Origin of the sequence: Pseudomonas sp. YJ42 (assembly GCF_047225135.1) — a bacterium.
In the GTDB taxonomy this organism is placed as follows: domain Bacteria; phylum Pseudomonadota; class Gammaproteobacteria; order Pseudomonadales; family Pseudomonadaceae; genus Stutzerimonas; species Stutzerimonas stutzeri_E.
In genome coordinates this window covers 1340802-1358349 of record NZ_CP178378.1, presented here as the reverse complement: position 1 = coordinate 1358349, position 17548 = coordinate 1340802, and the positions used below count along the sequence as shown (strand labels likewise).

Annotated in this window: 14 protein-coding genes; 7 read left to right on the top strand and 7 right to left on the bottom strand. The window is 64.0% G+C overall.

Annotation, left to right across the window (positions count from 1 at the left end):
- Nucleotides 1-199 precede the first annotated feature (199 nt).
- A complete protein-coding gene (ggt, locus tag ACL0K2_RS05970; protein ID WP_413044008.1) occupies nt 200-1990 on the bottom strand; it encodes a gamma-glutamyltransferase in 1791 nt (596 codons plus the stop codon).
- 234 nt (nt 1991-2224) lie between these two features.
- Here ggt and cysM point away from each other — a divergent pair, with 234 nt between their 5' ends.
- From cysM to ACL0K2_RS05940, 6 genes are all read left to right on the top strand, one after another.
- On the top strand, nt 2225-3127 hold the full coding sequence (gene cysM / locus ACL0K2_RS05965; protein ID WP_045162795.1) for a cysteine synthase CysM: 903 nt from the start codon (nt 2225-2227) through the stop codon (nt 3125-3127).
- 33 nt (nt 3128-3160) lie between these two features.
- A complete protein-coding gene (rlmD, locus tag ACL0K2_RS05960) occupies nt 3161-4516 on the top strand; it encodes a 23S rRNA (uracil(1939)-C(5))-methyltransferase RlmD (RefSeq protein ID WP_413044007.1) in 1356 nt (451 codons plus the stop codon).
- Between the two features lie 101 nt (nt 4517-4617).
- Nucleotides 4618-6864 carry a GTP diphosphokinase gene (gene relA / locus ACL0K2_RS05955; protein ID WP_045162786.1) on the top strand — a complete coding sequence of 749 codons (2247 nt, stop codon included), beginning with the start codon at nt 4618-4620 and terminating at the stop codon, nt 6862-6864.
- 161 nt (nt 6865-7025) lie between these two features.
- Entirely contained in the window at nt 7026-7856 is an 831-nt protein-coding gene (gene mazG / locus ACL0K2_RS05950) for a nucleoside triphosphate pyrophosphohydrolase (RefSeq protein WP_045162785.1), read from the top strand.
- Between the two features lie 105 nt (nt 7857-7961).
- Nucleotides 7962-8501 (top strand): DUF2058 domain-containing protein, encoded by a 540-nt coding sequence (locus tag ACL0K2_RS05945; RefSeq protein WP_021207675.1) that lies wholly within the window; start codon nt 7962-7964, stop codon nt 8499-8501.
- 107 nt (nt 8502-8608) lie between these two features.
- A complete protein-coding gene (locus ACL0K2_RS05940) occupies nt 8609-8764 on the top strand; it encodes a hypothetical protein (RefSeq protein WP_413044006.1) in 156 nt (51 codons plus the stop codon).
- Here ACL0K2_RS05940 and ACL0K2_RS05935 read toward each other — a convergent pair.
- Together ACL0K2_RS05935 and ACL0K2_RS05930 are read right to left on the bottom strand one after the other, a co-directional pair.
- Nucleotides 8737-9450 (bottom strand): phosphoribosyltransferase, encoded by a 714-nt coding sequence (locus ACL0K2_RS05935; protein WP_413044005.1) that lies wholly within the window; start codon nt 9448-9450, stop codon nt 8737-8739. The two genes, ACL0K2_RS05940 and ACL0K2_RS05935, sit on opposite strands and share 28 nt — an antisense overlap.
- Nucleotides 9451-9465: 15 nt before the next feature.
- The gene (locus ACL0K2_RS05930) at nt 9466-10797 is read right to left on the bottom strand and encodes an erythromycin esterase family protein (RefSeq protein WP_413044004.1); all 1332 of its coding nucleotides are present in this window, start codon (nt 10795-10797) and stop codon (nt 9466-9468) included.
- A 182-nt stretch (nt 10798-10979) separates the two neighbouring features.
- On the opposite strand from ACL0K2_RS05930, the gene ACL0K2_RS05925 reads away from it, so the two are divergent.
- Nucleotides 10980-11213, top strand: coding sequence for a hypothetical protein (locus tag ACL0K2_RS05925; protein WP_045162782.1), 234 nt, complete (start codon nt 10980-10982; stop codon nt 11211-11213).
- Between the two features lie 7 nt (nt 11214-11220).
- On the opposite strand, the gene pdeM is transcribed toward ACL0K2_RS05925, so the two are convergent.
- From pdeM to ACL0K2_RS05905, 4 genes are all read right to left on the bottom strand, one after another.
- Nucleotides 11221-11877, bottom strand: coding sequence for a ligase-associated DNA damage response endonuclease PdeM (gene pdeM / locus ACL0K2_RS05920; protein ID WP_045162781.1), 657 nt, complete (start codon nt 11875-11877; stop codon nt 11221-11223).
- 98 nt (nt 11878-11975) lie between these two features.
- Entirely contained in the window at nt 11976-14579 is a 2604-nt protein-coding gene (locus tag ACL0K2_RS05915) for a ligase-associated DNA damage response DEXH box helicase (protein WP_239611864.1), read from the bottom strand.
- 136 nt (nt 14580-14715) lie between these two features.
- Nucleotides 14716-16425: an ATP-dependent DNA ligase gene (locus ACL0K2_RS05910; RefSeq protein ID WP_413044003.1), complete on the bottom strand. Its 1710-nt coding sequence runs from the start codon at nt 16423-16425 to the stop codon at nt 14716-14718.
- 67 nt (nt 16426-16492) lie between these two features.
- Nucleotides 16493-17509, bottom strand: coding sequence for a ligase-associated DNA damage response exonuclease (locus ACL0K2_RS05905; RefSeq protein WP_413044002.1), 1017 nt, complete (start codon nt 17507-17509; stop codon nt 16493-16495).
- Nucleotides 17510-17548: the final 39 nt, after the last annotated feature.

The following is a 17548-nucleotide window of genomic DNA, read 5'->3' as shown; positions in this document are numbered from 1 at the left end:
GTGCTCAACATCATTCGGCCCGGGGTCGGGCCTCCCACAGAGTGACGCAGGAAGCCGCTTTTGTGGGAGCCGCGCCCCCGCGGCGAATGGGTTCGGCGCGAACACGGGGTCAGGCGTGATCCGGTCAGGCGTGCTCGACCTCATTCGGCCCGACGTCGGGCCTCCCACAGAGGTGCGCTGAACGCCGCTTTTGGCTGGGCTATTCGCCCATCACCACGCCTTCTCGCCTTGGGTCGGCGCCGCCGAACCAACCGCTGCTGGTGCGCTGTATCGCCTGCAATCCGCTGGTCATCTCGACTTCGTTGACCTGATGCCCGCGGGCCTCAAGCGACTCCACCGTGGCTTCAGGGAAACGTCCGGCTTCGAGCACGGTGGGCCCGTTGAAACTGCCGAAGTTCGGCAGGTCGATCGCCCGCTGCGCATCCAGCCCCCAACCGTACATGCCCAGCAGGGTCTTCGCCGTGAAGTGGATGATCGCCGCACCGCCGGGTGAGCCGACGCTGGCGAGCAGCTGGTCGCCAGCGGCATTGAATACCAGCGTCGGACTCATGCTCGAACGGGGGCGCTTGTTCGGCTCGACCCGGTTGGCGATCGGCTGACCCTGAGCGTCACGCGGCTCGAAAGAGAAATCCGTGAGCTCGTTGTTCAATAGATAACCGCCAGGCAAGCCGGTACCGCCGTCGTTGAGCAGGCGTGAGCCGAAGGCCTGTTCGATGGTGGTGGTCATCGCCAGCGCATTGCCCTGTTCATCGACGATGCTGATATGGCTGGTGCCGTATTCCGGCTGCGTGGGCTGGGAGGCGAACGTGACGGGCATCTCGCCTGGGTTACCTGGTTCGGCGGTCCCCATGCTGCGTGACTTGATCAGCTCGGCGCGCTGTTTGAGGTACTTGGGCGCGAGCATGCTGTTCCAGGTTCGCCCCGGTACCGGTACGAAATCGGGGTCGGCCAGGTACTTGGCGCGGTCCGCGTAGGCCAGCCGCGACGCTTCGGTGTAGTGGTGTAGGAATTCGGCCGATGGTACGCCCTGGTCTAGCGCCGGCAGCGGCGACAGCTGCTCGAGGATGCCGAGGATCTGCATCTGCGTGATGTGTCCGGAAGAGGGCGGCGGAAAACCGCATACCTGATAGCGCTGCCGCCAGAGGTTGCAGAGCGGATCGCGCTGACGCGGCTTGTAGACCTCCAGGTCGCTGAGGGTTATTGCGCCGGCGTTGTAGTGCTCGTTTACCTGGCGGACCAACGCCTGGGCGTTGGCGCCTCGGTAGAAGGCATCGCTGCCGCGCTCGGCGATGTTGCGCAGCAGCTGGGCCAGGGCCGGGTTGCGCAGACGATGGCCCACCGGCCACGGCGACCCATCGGGCTGGTAGTAGAACGCGGCCGCCGGCGGGTTGTCGCGCAGCGCCGGATCGCTCTCGAGCAGTCCATGCAATCGCGGGCTGATTTCGAAACCGTCCTCGGCGAGACGGATGGCCGGCTGCATCAGCTCCCGCCAGGGGAGTTTGCCGTACTGCTGGTGGGCCTGTTCGAGCATTTTCACGGTGCCCGGAACGCCCACCGAGCGGCCGCCGACGACGGCCTGCTGGAAGTCCATCGGTTTGCCGTCAGGCTTCAGGAAGAGTGTTTCGTCGACCGCCGCCGGGGCGGTTTCGCGCCCGTCCAATGCCGTCACATGCGCGCCATCCCAATACAGCAGAAAGGCGCCGCCGCCGAGGCCGCTGGACTGCGGCTCTACCAGGCTCAGCACCATCTGGACGGCAACGGCCGCATCCATCGCGCTGCCGCCGGCCTTGAGGATCCTGTAGCCCGCCTCGGTGGCCAGCGGGTTGGCGGCAGCGACGGCGAAGCGCTCGGTGGCCCAGCCCGGCTTGGCGGTGTAACCGCTGGCGCGCTCCGGGGCTGGCGGCGTCTGGCTGGACGTGTCCGGGTTGGTGCAGGCGGTCAGGCTGGTGAGGAGAAACGTGAAGACCAGGGCGTCAGGTCTGACGGACATGGGGGGATTCCTTGTGGGAAACGCTGTTTAGAAGTGCTGCTTATAGACCTAGACCACTGGTAACTATCTGCCAAGCCCGATCGTTGCGTTTCTTCAGCGTTTCGTCCGCTGAGTCCGCGGTGCTAACGGAGCTGGCGGTGGGCAATTGTCGATCGAGGCCAAGCGGTCTGCCCGTGTCCGATAGTTGCCGGTATCATGTGCGCCTTCCCAAATGCCGCTCGGTTCATCGACGCCATGACAATTCAGTACCCGACCATCGCCGATTGCGTCGGCAACACCCCACTGGTTCGCCTGCAGCGTCTGCCCGGCGAAACCAGTAATACCATTCTGGTCAAGCTCGAAGGCAACAATCCTGCCGGCTCGGTGAAGGATCGCCCGGCTCTGTCGATGATTGCGCGCGCCGAGGCACGCGGCGACATCAAGCCCGGCGACACGCTGATCGAGGCTACTTCCGGCAATACCGGCATCGCCCTGGCCATGGCCGCGGCAATCAAAGGCTACAAATTCATTCTGATCATGCCTGATAACTCCAGTGCTGAACGCAAGGCGGCGATGACCGCCTACGGCGCCGAGCTGATTCTGGTGAGCAAGGACGAAGGCATGGAAGGCGCCCGTGACCTTGCCGTGAAAATGGCCGCTGAGGGCCGTGGCAAAGTGCTCGATCAGTTTGCCAACGGCGACAACCCCGAGGCGCATTACAGCAGCACCGGGCCCGAGCTCTGGCAGCAGACCCAGGGCGGCATCACTCACTTCGTCAGTTCCATGGGTACCACCGGCACCATCATGGGCGTTTCGCGCTACCTCAAAGAGCAGAACCCGGAGATCCAGATCATCGGCCTGCAACCCATGGAGGGCGCGTCGATCCCCGGTATCCGCCGCTGGCCGCAGGAATACCTGCCGAAGATCTACCAGGCCGAGCGCGTTGACCGCATCGTCGACATGGCCCAGGAAGAGGCTGAGCGCGTGATGCGCCGCCTGGCCCGCGAAGAAGGCATCTTTTGCGGTGTGTCGTCTGGCGGCGCGGTGGCGGCTGCACTGCGGTTGTCGCAGGAAGTCGAGAATGCGGTGATCGTCGCGATCATCTGCGATCGTGGCGACCGCTATCTGTCGACGGGCGTTTATGACCAGCCCAACTGATCGCACCGCGCGGGCCCAAGGCGGAACCTGCTGATGGCCAAACGCAGTGGCGGCTTGCGCTTCCAGCCCAGCGGTGGCCAGAAGAAGCAGCAGATCCCGACCGGCAAGAAGCAGCGGCTGAGCGTGCAACGGCTGGCCAACGACGGTCGCGGTATCGCTTTCGTCGACGGCCGCACCTGGTTCGTCGAGGGAGCCTTGCCCGGCGAAGACGTCGAAGCGCGTGTCCTGACGGCGCGCAGCCAGATCGTCGAAGCGCGCAGCGAGCGGGTGCTGACCGCCAGCACGCAGCGCCGTATCGAGCCCTGCGCACATGCGCGCGTCTGCGGCGGTTGCACGCTGCAGCACCTGCCGGCGTCCGAGCAGCTGGCGCTGAAGCAGCGCAGCCTCGCCGAGCAGTTGTCGCGGCTGGCAGGAATCGAACCGCAGGAATGGGCGGCACCGCTGGGCGGGCCCGAGTTCGGTTATCGCCGGCGCGCCAGGCTGGCAGTGCGCTGGGACAACAAGGCCCGGCGGCTGGACGTTGGTTTCCGTGCCAGCGCCAGTCAGGACATCGTCGCCATTCATGAATGCCCTGTGCTGGTACAGCCCTTGCAGACGCTGTTGCCGGCTTTGCTGGCCGTGTTGCATGCGCTGGACAAGCCGCAGGCGATCGGCCATGTGGAACTGTTCAGCGGCACCGCCGAAGCCGTGCTGGTGCGCCATACGGTTGCGCTGGCCGAAGCGGATCTGCAGCGCCTGACCGCCTTCGCACAGGAACAGAGCGTACAGCTCTGGCTGCAAGGCGAGGGCGCGCCGCAACCGTTGGACACCGCGTATGCCCTGGGCTACAGGCTGCCGGCGTGGGACCTGGAACTGGCCTGGCGGCCCGGTGATTTCGTTCAGGTCAACGCCCCGGTGAATGAGGCGATGGTGGTGCAGGCACTGGAATGGCTGGCGCCCGAAGCGGGCGAGCGGGTACTGGATCTGTTCTGTGGGCTCGGCAACTTCGCCCTGCCTCTGGCCCGTGCCGGGGCGCAGGTGGTCGCGGTGGAGGGGGGCGAGGAGATGGTCGAGCGCGCACGCACCAATGCAGCGCACAACGGCCTGAACGGTATGCACTTTTATCAAGCGGACCTGTCGAAGCCGCTTGTCGAGGCGCAGTGGGCCGAAGGCGGCTTTGCCGGGGTGCTGCTCGACCCGCCGCGCGACGGCGCGTTGGAAATGGTGCGGCAGATGACGACTTTAGGCGCAAGGCGTGTGGTCTATGTTTCATGCAACCCTGCGACGCTGGCGCGCGACGCAGCCGAGTTGATCGGCCAGGGTTATCGGCTGAAACGGGCCGGCGTGCTGGACATGTTCCCGCAAACCGCACACGTCGAGGCCATGGCGTTGTTCGAGCGACCGGAATAACAGCGGATTTTTTCGACAGGCAAGCGGCCTGTGGTTCAACCGACGGACTCCCAGAAAGTCGGCGTATTCGACGCAGAAACTGCGTAGAGGAAAGTTGAAAGATGGTCCAGGTCAGAGCGCTTCAGCCGATCAACACCGACGGCAGTATCAATCTCGATGGCTGGCTCGATCATGTGTTGGGGATGGACCCGGCACTCGACCGCGACGCACTCAAGCAAGCCTGCGAGTTCGCTCGCGCAGCCGAACAGCAGGCCAACGCGGCACAGAATCTGTGGAGCGAAGGCACCTCCAGCTACCAGACCGGCCTCGAGATCGCTGAAATACTTGCCGACCTCAAGCTCGACCAGGACAGTCTGGTGGCCGCGGTGATCTACCGCGGCGTACGCGAGGGCAAGATTCAGCTGGCGGAGGTGCACCAGAAGTTCGGCCCGGTGGTGGCCAAGCTGATCGAAGGCGTGCTGCGCATGGCTGCCATCAGCGCCAGTCTCAACCCGCGTGAGTCGTTGGTGCTGGGGACCCAGACCCAGGTAGAAAACCTGCGCAAGATGCTGGTGGCCATGGTCGATGACGTTCGCGTCGCGCTGATCAAGCTGGCCGAGCGCACCTGCGCCATTCGCGCGGTGAAGAACGCCGATGACGACAAGCGCCACCGCGTTGCTCGTGAAGTCTTCGATATCTATGCGCCGCTGGCTCATCGCCTGGGCATTGGGCATATCAAGTGGGAGCTGGAGGATCTGTCCTTCCGCTACCTCGAGCCCGAGCAATACAAGCAGATCGCCCAGCTGCTGCATGAGCGCCGGCTGGATCGAGAGCAGTACATCCAGAACGTTGTCCAGCAACTCAAGGATGAACTGACCGCTACCGGTATTCACCCCGAAATCGACGGTCGCGCCAAGCACATCTATTCGATCTGGCGGAAGATGCAGAAAAAGGGCCTGCAGTTCAGCCAGATCTATGACGTTCGCGCCGTGCGCGTGCTGGTGCCGGAAGTCCGCGACTGCTACACCGCGCTGGGTATCGTGCATACCCTGTGGCGACACATTCCCAGGGAGTTCGACGACTATATCGCCAATCCGAAGGAAAATGGCTACCGTTCGCTGCATACCGCCGTGCTCGGCCCGGAAGGTAAGGTGCTTGAGGTGCAAATCCGTACCCAGGCTATGCACGAGGAAGCCGAACTGGGCGTATGTGCGCACTGGCGCTACAAGGGCACTGACGTCAATTCCGGCTCCAACCACTACGAAGAGAAAATTTCCTGGTTGCGTCAGGTGCTCGAGTGGCACGAGGAACTGGGCGATATCGGTGGTCTGGCCGATCAGTTGCGAGTGGATATCGAGCCGGACCGGGTCTATGTATTTACCCCGGATGGCCATGCGATCGACCTGCCCAAGGGCGCGACGCCGCTGGATTTCGCTTACCGCGTGCACACCGAGATCGGCCATAACTGCCGTGGCGCCAAGATCAACGGGCGCATCGTACCGCTGACCTACAGCCTGCAAACCGGCGAACAGGTCGAAATCATTACCAGCAAGCACGGCTCGCCGAGTCGTGACTGGCTGAACCCGAACCTGGGCTACATCACTACCTCGCGCTCGCGGGCGAAGATCGTCCATTGGTTCAAGTTGCAGGCCCGTGATCAGAACGTCGCGGCCGGCAAGGCGCTGCTCGAGCGTGAGCTCGGACGCCTGGATCTACCCCCGGTGGACTTCGACAAGCTGGCGGAAAAAGCCAACCTGAAGACCGCCGAGGACATGTTCGCCGCGCTCGGTGCAGGCGACCTGCGTCTGTCCCAACTGGTCAATCATGCGCAGCAATTGGTGGAGCCGGATGGCCACGTCGCCGATCAGCTCGAACTGATTCCCCGGCGCCCGACCAGCACCCGACCGGGCAAGCGTGGTGATGTACAGATCCAGGGCGTCGGCAATCTGCTCACGCAGATGGCAGGCTGCTGCCAGCCGCTGCCGGGCGACCCCATCGTCGGCTATATCACGCTGGGCCGTGGTGTCAGCATCCACCGCCAGGATTGCGCCTCGGTGCTGCAACTGGCTGGGCGCGAGCCGGAGCGGATCATCCAGGTCAGCTGGGGGCCGATCCCGGAGAAAACCTACCCGGTCGATATCGTCATCCGTGCTTACGATCGTTCTGGCCTGCTGCGAGATGTGTCGCAGATTCTGCTCAACGAGCGGATCAACGTGCTCGCCGTCAATACGCGTTCGAACAAGGAAGACAGCACCGCGCAGATGACCCTGACCATTGAAATACCGGGGCTGGATGCGCTGGGAAGGCTGCTGAGCCGTATTTCTCAGCTGCCCAATATCATCGAAGCTAAGCGCCAAAGAGCTGCGTAAGGTACAAGGTCGGCGGAATCGCCGGTCGCGTCACGGTGGATGGGTGACGCGTCAGCTACGCGCCCCGATCCACCCTACAATCGGCTTGACTCCGTAGGGTGGATGTCGCTTTTTACATCCACCGAATTGCCGCAACGGCTGCCGCTTGCCCGAGGACTCCCATGTACCAGCTCAATGACCTACTGCACCTGATGGCCCGGCTGCGCGATCCGCAGCACGGCTGCCCATGGGACTTGCAGCAGGATTACGCCAGCATCGTGCCGCATACCCTCGAAGAGGCCTACGAGGTGGCGGATGCCATCGAGAGCGGTGACTTCGATCATTTGCCCGGTGAGCTGGGTGATCTGCTGTTCCAGGTCGTCTATTACAGCCAGCTGGCGAAAGAAGAAGGACGTTTCGAGTTCGATGCGGTGGTCGACGGGATCACCCGCAAGCTGCTGCGTCGGCATCCGCATGTCTTCCCTGACGGCGATCTCTACGGCTCGCCCGAGCTGCCCCGTCTCGATGAGGCAGCCATCAAAGCGCGCTGGGAAGAAATCAAGGCCGAGGAACGCGCGGAGAAATCCGCCGCGCCGGAGCAGTTGTCGCTACTCGACGATGTGCCGAACGCGCTGCCTGCCTTGAGCCGCGCTGCCAAGCTGCAGAAGCGCACCGCCCAGGTCGGTTTCGACTGGCCGGACGCACTGCCGGTAGTGGACAAGGTCCGCGAGGAGCTGGACGAAGTGCTCGAAGCCATGAGCGAGAACGATCCCGAGGCGATCGCCGAGGAGATTGGCGACCTGCTGTTCGTCGTGGTGAATCTGGCGCGGCACCTGAAGGTCGATCCGGAAAACGCCCTGCGTGCGGCCAACGGCAAGTTCGAACGTCGCTTCCGTTTCATCGAGCAAGCCTTGCGAGACAGCGGACGGGCCATCGAAAATTGCGACCTTGAAACACTCGACGCGCTGTGGGGCGAGGCCAAGAAAGCCGAGCGCTCATCGTCCTGCGGCTAGCCGCGAGGGTGGATGTCGCTTTTCACATCCACCACAATGCGCTCCAGCGCCATTACGCATGTTTACCTGCGTCCATTTTGAATTCATCACGAGACGAGCCGACACATGAGTCTTTCCCTTCGCGATCAGCTGCTCAAAGCCGGGCTGGTCAATGAGAAGCAGGCCAAGCAGGCCGGCAAGCAGCAGCAGAAACAGCAACGCCTGGTGAAGAAAGGCCAGATCGAAAAGGATGACTCTCAGCGTGAAGCGGCACTCAAGGCCCAGGCTGAAAAGCTCGCCCGCGATCAAGAGCTGAACCGTCAGCAGCAGGAAAAAGCCGCGCAGAAAGCCCGTACCGCGCAGATCAAGCAACTGATCGAAACCAGCCGCCTGCCCAAGCTGACCACCGAGGATTACTACAACTTCGTCGACGACAAGAAGGTCAAACGCCTCTCGGTGAACAAACTGATGCGTGACAAGCTGTCCAGCGGCTCGCTGGCCATCGTCCGCCACGGAGGTGGTTACGAGGTGATCCCGCGCGAGGCGGCGCTGAAGATTCAAGAGCGCGACCCGCGCCGCATCGTGCAGCTCAATACCCAGACCGAAGCCCCGGATGCGGACGATCCTTACGCCGCCTACCAGATCCCTGATGATCTGATGTGGTAATACCTGGCCATCACGTCCGACAGATGGACGGATCGAACCCGATGACGCGCCCTCTACTGATATAGACCAGCCGGAACTGCCGGCCAAATGTAGTGGAGGGCAACGACATGGGAAACATCCGTTATGCGGACCCGTTGGACGGGTTCGACCTGCAGGCCAATGGCGTGCCAGGCGATCCGGAAGAGCCCGGTGTACCGGATCTACCGAGTGAGCCGGGCGAGCCGACCATTCCGGATCAGCCGCCGCCCGCTCCGGTGGCTTGACTTCCCGTACTTGCCTCCGGCGTGTCGGTAGCGAAGGCCTGAGCGCGCGCGAGCAGGTCGACGACCTGCTCGTCACTCGTCTGATCGAAGTCACCGTAATGGCGGCCGACACCGATGAATGGTTCGGGCATCGCCAGGCAGACCAATTCGTCCACCTCCGTTCTCAGCATCTCGATTTCCTCACGCGGCCCCACGGGCACGGCGAGCACGATTTTGCTGGGGCTCGATTGCTTCAGTCCCTTCAGCGCAGCTCTCACGGTCGCGCCCGTGGCGACGCCGTCGTCGATGACTATCACGCAGCGGCCGTTAAGCGCAGGTGCGGCTCGCTCGCCACAGTAACGTTGGCGACGGCGCTCCAGTTCCGCGAGTTGGTGCTGCATTTCCTTCTCGAACCAGTTGGGGGGTGGTGCGATCTGGTTGAACAACTCCTGATTGATGACCCATTTAGGTTCTGCGCCGTCGACCACGGCGCCCAGTGCCAATTCCTCATTGCCGGGCGCACCAATCTTTCGCACCAGCACCAGGTCGAGCGGTGCCTGGAGGATACGCGCCACCTCGAAGGCAACTGGGACGCCGCCACGGGGTAGGGCGAGCACCAGCGGCTTCAGGTCGGCCAAGTGCTGCAGTGCTTCGGCCAGTTCCTGGCCGGCATGGCTGCGGTCGCGAAACAGATGGGATTCAGACATGTACGCACGCATGACTCACTCTCCGAATGGGTAGGTATCCGGAACGATTTCATCGTCGATCTGCTGAGGGCCGATCGGCGTCACCGCGGTGGTCTGCTCTAGCCATATCAGGGCGTCGAACTGTTCAGACAGTATGGCCTGGAAATAATGACTCTGGCGTTCGGTCGCCGGACGGTAGATCACGCCGATGGCTCGCTCCAGACGCGGCCTGGCTAGGGCCTGGCGCAACGGCGCATCGTCGCGCCAGCTGGTCAGTGACGCTGCGATACCGGTGCGCAGGAACAGCTGCTCCCAACTATCCGGGCGTGACGGGCGGACCTGCTTGAGTTGCATCGGTTCGTCCCAGTTGTCCGCAGCCGACACCTCGCCGCGATCGGTGGCCATGCCGATCAGCACCGCGTCGCGCCCGAAGGCCGTACGGCACAGCTCACCGATATTGAACTCGCCGCCCCAGCCCATGGATGTTGCGGCGGCATTGCCTATATGCGAGTTGTGCGCCCAGACCACGGCCTTGGCATCGGCGCCACGGTGCTCCAGCAATGCGCGGAGGGTGTCGAACATGTGCCGGTCGCGCAGGTTCCAGGATTCTGCCGAGCCCTGGTACATGGCCCGGTAGTACTGCTCCGCAGCGAGTACCACGCGGGCGTTGCGCTCGGCATTGAAGAAGCTGGCGCCGTCCCGTTCAAGGTATTGCAGCCGCTGATCGAGCAGCGCACGCAATTGCTCGACCACCGCGTCCTCACAGGACGGCTCGCCGAGCATCACCTGATGGCCGTAGATGGCCGGTTCTTCATGCCAGGGGCTGAGGCAACCATAGCGGCGGCGCGCAGCGCTGGCAGCCTGCGGATCGACGCGGTCAAGGTAGTCCAGCACTTCCCGGATCGAGGAGCCGAGGCTGTAAACGTCCAGGCCGCGAAACTCCACGCGTCGCTCGAGTGCCAGGGCTTCGTTGTGACTGCGCAACCAACCGGCGAAATCGGCGACTTCCTGGTTGCGCCACATCCAGGTCGGGAAGCGCTTGAAACCTTCCTCGACCCAGCTCGGTGGCTGTTGGTGGCGTACGTAGCGGTCGATCTTCGCCGCATCCGGCCAGTCCGCTTCGGCGGCGATGATGTTGAAACCGTGGTGCTCGACCAGCCGTCGGGTAATGGCGGCTCGGGCGCGGTAAAACTCCGAAGTGCCGTGGCTGGCCTCACCGATCAGTACGACCCGGGCGTCGGCGAACGCGTCGAAGTGCGCCGCAAACGCCGGGTCGTCGACCGCAGGCAGCGGCGTCGCATGGTGACGCAGCAGTTCAACCAGTTGTTCCTCGGTCGTCTCGGTAGACCTTGGGCGTGATCGAATCATGGCCTCGTCTCCTGTTCTCCTCTCTACCGATGACCTACGCTCTAAGGCCCTGTTCAGACCGTTCGGCAGGTCGTCCGAATCAAGCATAAGCGGCAGAACCGAACACGACGGGCTAGTCTCTAAACAAAGCGACGCCGATATCGGCGAACGAATTGCCGAAGGCGCTAGAAGAGGGGGCATCCATGACAACTTGGATCATCGCGTACAGCAAAGACGGCAACACTTCCATCCTCCGAACCGAATCCGATCACCAGCCGGATATCGACGAGGCGGTAGCGCTGGTTACGCAAAAGGCCGAATTGGACTATGCCGGAGAGGACGATGCTTACGAGCATGATCCGGATATAGAGGAAACACCGGCCACACGCTTGGCCGAGCGCTTTGGTATCACCGTAACCGGTATTTCGCAGGCCTGATTGCCGGTCAAGCCACTCGCCACACGCTGTTATCCCCAACCACAAACAGACGCCGACCCGCGTTTGCGCCGACTTCCATCATTCCGGTGAAATCGCCAAACGCGGGAAGCAGGCTCACCCGCTCGCCGATGCAGAAGCAGGGCAGGCGCAGGTGTTGGCGCCCACGCCCAGTGAGGCGGAAAGCCGGGTGCAGATGACCGGCCAGCACGTGGTGAGTGGCGTGCGGGTCGGGCTCATGCTGCAGCGCGAAAGGGCCGAGCAGCAGCGGTTCGGGGACGACGGTCAGGTCGAGATACGCTGGCGGATCACCGGCACGCCGATCATGGTTGCCGCGAATCAGCGTGATAGCGAGTTCAGGATGACTGGCGCGCCAATGCTGGAGTTGCGCCAGGACGGCGGGCGTCTGGGATTCCGGCGCGTGCAGGAAGTCGCCGAGAAATATCAGCTGATGGCACGGGTAGCGCGCCAGCAGCGCGTCGAGCCGCAGCAGATTGGTTTGTGTGGTGCCATGCGGCACTGGCTGTCCGAGACGACGATACGCGGCGGCCTTGCCGAAGTGGATGTCGGCGATCAGCAGCGTCTGGCGTTCTGGCCAGTAGATGGCCTTGTCGGCGAGCAACCAGAGCTCGGTCTGTTCCAGCTCAATGGGCAGGTGTGGGGTCATGCAAGCAAGTCTATCGCGGGCTTGCGCGTGTTCCCATGCATCTGCGGCACGGGCGCGCCTCCCACCAATCCGGGTGCAGGGCTGTTTTTCGCGGCAGGCTATGGTTTCGCCTTTTTCAATCGGGGCGTTCCGTCCTTGGTCTTGCGCGGCTTGCGCTTCGGGTTGGTTTCGCGTTCAACCGCGATCTGGGCATTCGCTTCCGGCTGATAGCCGCCTGGCCCTGCGGCCTTGTCCAGCTCGGCGACCATCCGCCGAATGCGATCGGCCAGCTTCTCCGAGCTCATGCTTTCGCGGAACCGCTCGACCATCAGCGGGAACGCCAAAGGTGTGGTGCGCCTGACCGGATGAATATCCAGCCGGCGCTGCTGCAGCCGCGTTAGTGTGTGTTCCAGTCGCTCGACTTCCAGTTCCTGGCGCAGCACTTCTTCCTCGGCCTGGGTCAGTAGCAGATTGCTTGGGTCGTACTGACGGAACACATCGAAGAACAGTCCGCTGGAAGCCTGCAGTTGCCGCGCGCTTTTCTGCGCGCCGGGATAACCGGAAAACACCAGCCCGGCGATGCGGGCGATTTCGCGAAAACGCCGGCGCGCCAGTTCGCCGGCGTTGAGGCTGGCGAGTACGTCATGCAGCAGATCGTCCCGACTGAACAAGGTCGGGGTCAGCCAGTGCTGCCAGTCCACTTCGGTCGCCGAGAGCAACTCGAAGCCATAGTCGTTCACCGCGATGGAAAAGGTCACGGGCTGCCGCTGACCCATGCGCCAGGCCAGCAAACTGGCAAGCCCCAGATGCACGTGACGTCCCGCGAACGGGTAAAGAAACAGGTGCCAGCCCTCGCGGGACTTCATTACCTCAGCCAGCAGCGTGGTTTCGGTCGGCAGCGTCGACCAGCCCATCTGAACCCGCAGCAACGGCTCTACCAGGTGCATTTCATCGCCGGCAAACTCGCCACGCGAGGCGGCGCCGAGCTGCTCGACCACGGCATCGGCGAGTTCGCTGGATAGAGGCATGCGGCCACCATTCCAGCGCGGCACGGCGGCTTTCCTGCCCGTGGCGCGGCTGACGTAGGCGGTCATGTTCTCGACCCGCACCAACTCCAACAGCCGGCCGGCAAACAGGAAGTTGTCGCCGGGGCGCAGGCGGGCAATGAAGCCCTCTTCGATGGTCCCCAAGGCGCGGCCGCTGCCACCCTTGGCCCAGAATTTCACCGTCAGGCTGGCATCGCTGACGATGGTGCCGATGCTCATCCGATGGCGGAGCGCGACACGCCGACTGGGGACCTTCCATAGGCCCGTTTCGTCCGGTTCGACCCGTTGATAGTCCGGGTAAGCCGTTAGCGAGTGCCCGCCGTGGCGGACGAAGGCCAGTGCCCATTGCCATTGCGAGTCGTCCAGTTCGCGATAGGACCAGGCTTGTCGGACTTCGGCGAATAAGTCGTCGGGACGAAAACCGCCGCCCAGCGCCATGCTCACCAGGTGTTGCACCAGCACGTCCAGCGGCCGATGCGGCGCGCTGCGTGCCTCGATCCGTCGTTCGGCAACCGCGACCTTGGCCGCAGCGGCCTCCACCACCTCGAAGCTGTGGGTCGGCACCAGGGTGACTCGAGAGGCCCGTCCCGGCGCGTGACCGGAACGGCCGGCGCGTTGCATCAGCCGCGCTACACCTTTGGGAGAGCCGATCTGCAGCACTCGCTCGACCGGCAAGAAATCCACGCCCAAATCCAAGCTGGAGGTGCAGACCACGGCCTTCAACGCGCCCTGCTTGAGGCCCTGCTCGACCCAGTCGCGTACCTCGCGTGCCAGCGAGCCGTGGTGCAGGGCGATCAACCCGGCCCAGTCCGGGCGCGCATCGAGAATTGCCTGGTACCAGAGCTCCGACTGCGAACGGGTGTTGGTGAAGACCAAAGAGGTGGCGGCCGAGTCAATCTCCTCAACCACCTGCGGTAGCATGCGCAGGCCGAGATGGCCGGCCCAGGGGAAGCGCTCGATGCTCGGCGGAAGCAGGGTGTCGACGTGCAGCTCCTTGTCGACCTTGCCCTGCACCAGCCGACCCTTCCCGGGGTGCAGCAGGACGTCCAGCGCGTGCGGCTGATTGCCCAGCGTCGCGGAGAGGCCCCAGACGATCAGCTCCGGCATCCAGCGGCGCAGCCGGGCCAGCGCCAGTTGCAGCTGGACGCCGCGTTTGTTGCCGAGTAGCTCGTGCCACTCGTCCACCACCAGCATGCGCAAGCCGGCAAAGGCCTGACGGGCATCAGCGCGGGTGAGCAACAGCGTCAGGCTTTCCGGCGTGGTGACCAGTGCGCTGGGTAGCCGTCGGCTCTGGCGTGCACGCTCGGTGCTGGAGGTATCACCGGTGCGCAGGCCCACGCGCCAATTGATGCCCAGATCGTCCAGCGGCGCTTGCAGCGCGCGGGCGGTGTCGGCCGCCAGCGCCCGCATTGGCGTGATCCAAAGCACGGTCAGGGGCGCGGGCTGGTCCGAAGGTGCGGTCTTCTTCAGCGGTTCGTTTTTAGCATTCGGCGCGGCGGCGAATCTATTCAGCGCACCGAGCCAGACCGCGTAGGTTTTTCCGGACCCGGTCGTGGCGTGGAGCAGACCGGATTCGCCGTTCTGCACGGCCTGCCATACCTCCTGCTGGAACGCGAAAGGCTGCCAGCCTCGGCTGCCGAACCAGAATTCGGGCAGGGTTGGTGCTTTTAACGGCATGGGTGGCGCCGCGCAAAGGGTACGGTTGGTAATTGCTCCCGTACGGGAGCGTGGGGACGCTCAATTGGCGCGCGGCGATGGGTGAAACCCATCGAAGCACGGTTCGCAGACCTAGGCGAGCATTGCCGGCAGTTGCTCATCCGAGCAATTCCTTCAACGTCTCCAGGCTATCCGCCTCGTCCACCGGCTTGTCCAGGCGCCAGCGCAGCATGCGTGGAAAGCGGACGGCGATGCCGCTCTTATGACGGCTGCTGGCGGCAATGCCTTCGAAGCCGAGTTCGAACACCAAGGTCGGCGTCACGCTGCGTACCGGGCCGAATTTCTCCACGGTGGTCTTGCGCACGATGGCGTCGACCTTGCGCATCTCTTCGTCGGTGAGACCCGAATAGGCCTTGGCGAACGGTACCAGCTTGCGCTCGGGATCGCCCGGCTCGCCGTCCCACACGGCAAAGGTGTAATCGGTATAAAGGCTGGCGCGACGCCCATGACCGCGCTGGGCGTAGATCAACACGGCATCGATGGAATAGGGATCGATCTTCCATTTCAACCAGACGCCGACGTCCTTGGTACGGCCGACACCGTACTGCGCCGCGAGCGCCTTGATCATCATGCCTTCGACGCCCAGGGCGCGTGAGGCCTCGCGCTGGCGGGCCAGGTCTGGCCAGTTGTTTCCCTCCACCCGCGGTGAGGTCATCAGGCGCGGGCTGGGGCATTGCTCAACCACCGCCTCGAGTCGCTGTCGGCGCTCGCGCAGCGGGCGTTGTCGCCAGTCATCGCCCTGCCATTCCAGCAGGTCGTAGGCGAGCACGGCGACCGGCGCGTCTTGCAGCACCTTGGCGGTGAGGTTCTTGCGGCCGATGCGTTGTTGCAGCAGGGCGAACGGCTGCACGCCGAATCGCTCTGAGCCACCTGCTGGCTGGCCTTGGTGGACGTCGAACAACTCATTCGGCGACGCGTCGGGGGCATGCTTCCAGACCAGGATTTCCCCGTCGATCACCGTGCCGTCCGGCAGGCCGTCGGCCAGCTCGCACAGTTCCGGAAAGCGATCGCTGACCAGCTCCTCGCCGCGCGACCAGATCCAGATCTGCCCGTCGCGTTTGACCAACTGGGCGCGGATGCCGTCCCACTTCCACTCGACGAGCCAGTTCTCCGGCGGGCCGAGTAGGGTGTCGAACTCTTCGACCGGTGCCTGCAGCGAATGAGCGAGAAAGAAGGGATAGGGTTGGCCGCCGCGTTGCGCATGTTCGTGTTCGGACTCGTCGGCGATCAGCGCCAGGTAGCCCTCGGCGCTAGGGCGGTGAGACAGGTCGGTGTAGCCCACCAGCCGCTGCGCCACGCGTTTAGGATCGAGATCGACCAGCGAGGCGAGCGCCCGCGTCACCAGCAGCTTGGAAACGCCGACACGGAACGCGCCGGTGATCAGCTTGATGCAGACCATCAAGCTAAGTCGGTCCAGCTGCGCCCAGAGCATTGGCAGGCGCTCCGCCAATTGCTCCGGCGGCAGGCCGCGTAGGGGCAGTAATTTGTCCTGCATCCACACCGCGAGTCCGTCGTCCGAGCTGTGCTGGGTTTCGGGAATCAACAGCGAAATGGTTTCGGCCATGTCGCCGACTGCCTGGTAACTCTCCTCGAACAACCACTCCGGCAACCCCGAGGCCTGCATCGCGGTCTCGCGCAGCACGCGGGTCGGCACCAGCTGACGCGGCCGGCCGCCGGCCAGGAAATAGACGGCCCAGGCCGCATCGGCGGGGTCGGCTTCGCGGAAGTAGTCGCGCATGGCCGCCAGCTTGGCGTTGCTCGAGGTGGTGGCATCGAGACGGCTGTAGAGGGTGGCGAAGGCTTTCATCGGCAGCCGCCTTCAGGGGACGCCTGAGCGGACTCGCTATGCGGATAGCGCGAATAGAGCAGGTGGGTCATTCAGCCTCCTGGGTATTCGCGTCGTCTTCTTCCCCGTATTCGGTCTCGAAGGCCTGGGCATCGAGCCCTCGTATCTCACGCAGATAGCGCACCAGCACCGGCACCGAGCCGTGGGTCACCATCACCCGCTCGGCGCCGGTCTGCTCGATGGCCCAGAGCAGGCCGGGCCAGTCGGCATGGTCGGACAGCACGAAGCCGCGATCCACGCCGCGCCGGCGGCGGGTGCCACGCAGCATCATCCAGCCGCTGGCGAAGGCATCGGCGTAGTCGCCGAAACGGCGCATCCAGGTACTGCCACCGGCAGAGGGCGGGGCGAGGACGAGCGCCTGCTTGAGCCGCGGATCGCCTTTTTTCAGGTCGCCGGCATACACGGTGGGTGGCAGATAGACGCCGCCCTCGCGGTATACCTTGTTCAGCGGCTCGACGGCGCCATGGACGACGATGGTGCCGATGGTTTCATCCAGCCCATGAAGGATCCGTTGCGCCTTGCCGAAGGCGTAGCAGAACAGCACGCTCGGCCGGCCCGCGGCGGCGTTGGCGCGCCACCAGTCGTTGATCTCGCGGAATACTTCGGCTTGCGCGGGCCATTTGTAGATCGGCAGGCCGAAGGTCGATTCGGTGATGAACGTATGGCAGCGCACCGGCTCGAAGGGCGCGCAGGTCCCGTCCGGCTCCACCTTGTAATCGCCCGAGGCGACCCAGACTTCGCCCTTGTGCTCCAACCGCACCTGGGCCGAGCCGAGCACGTGGCCGGCTGGGTGGAAGCTGAGCTTCACTCCGTGATGCTCGATGGATTCGCCGTAGGCCAGCGTCTGTAGCGGCATGTCGGCGGCGATGCGCGAGCGCAGGATGCCTTCGCTGTCGCTGGAGGCCAGGTAATGGTCCATGCCCCAACGCGCGTGATCGCCGTGGGCATGGGTGATGACGGCGCGCTCTACCGGCCGCCAGGGATCGATGTAGAAATCACCGGGTGGACAGTAGAGACCTTCGGGGCGGGCAACGACGAGATCCATGAATACAGGCACTTGGCGGGCTTGTAGGGTTGGAGCACG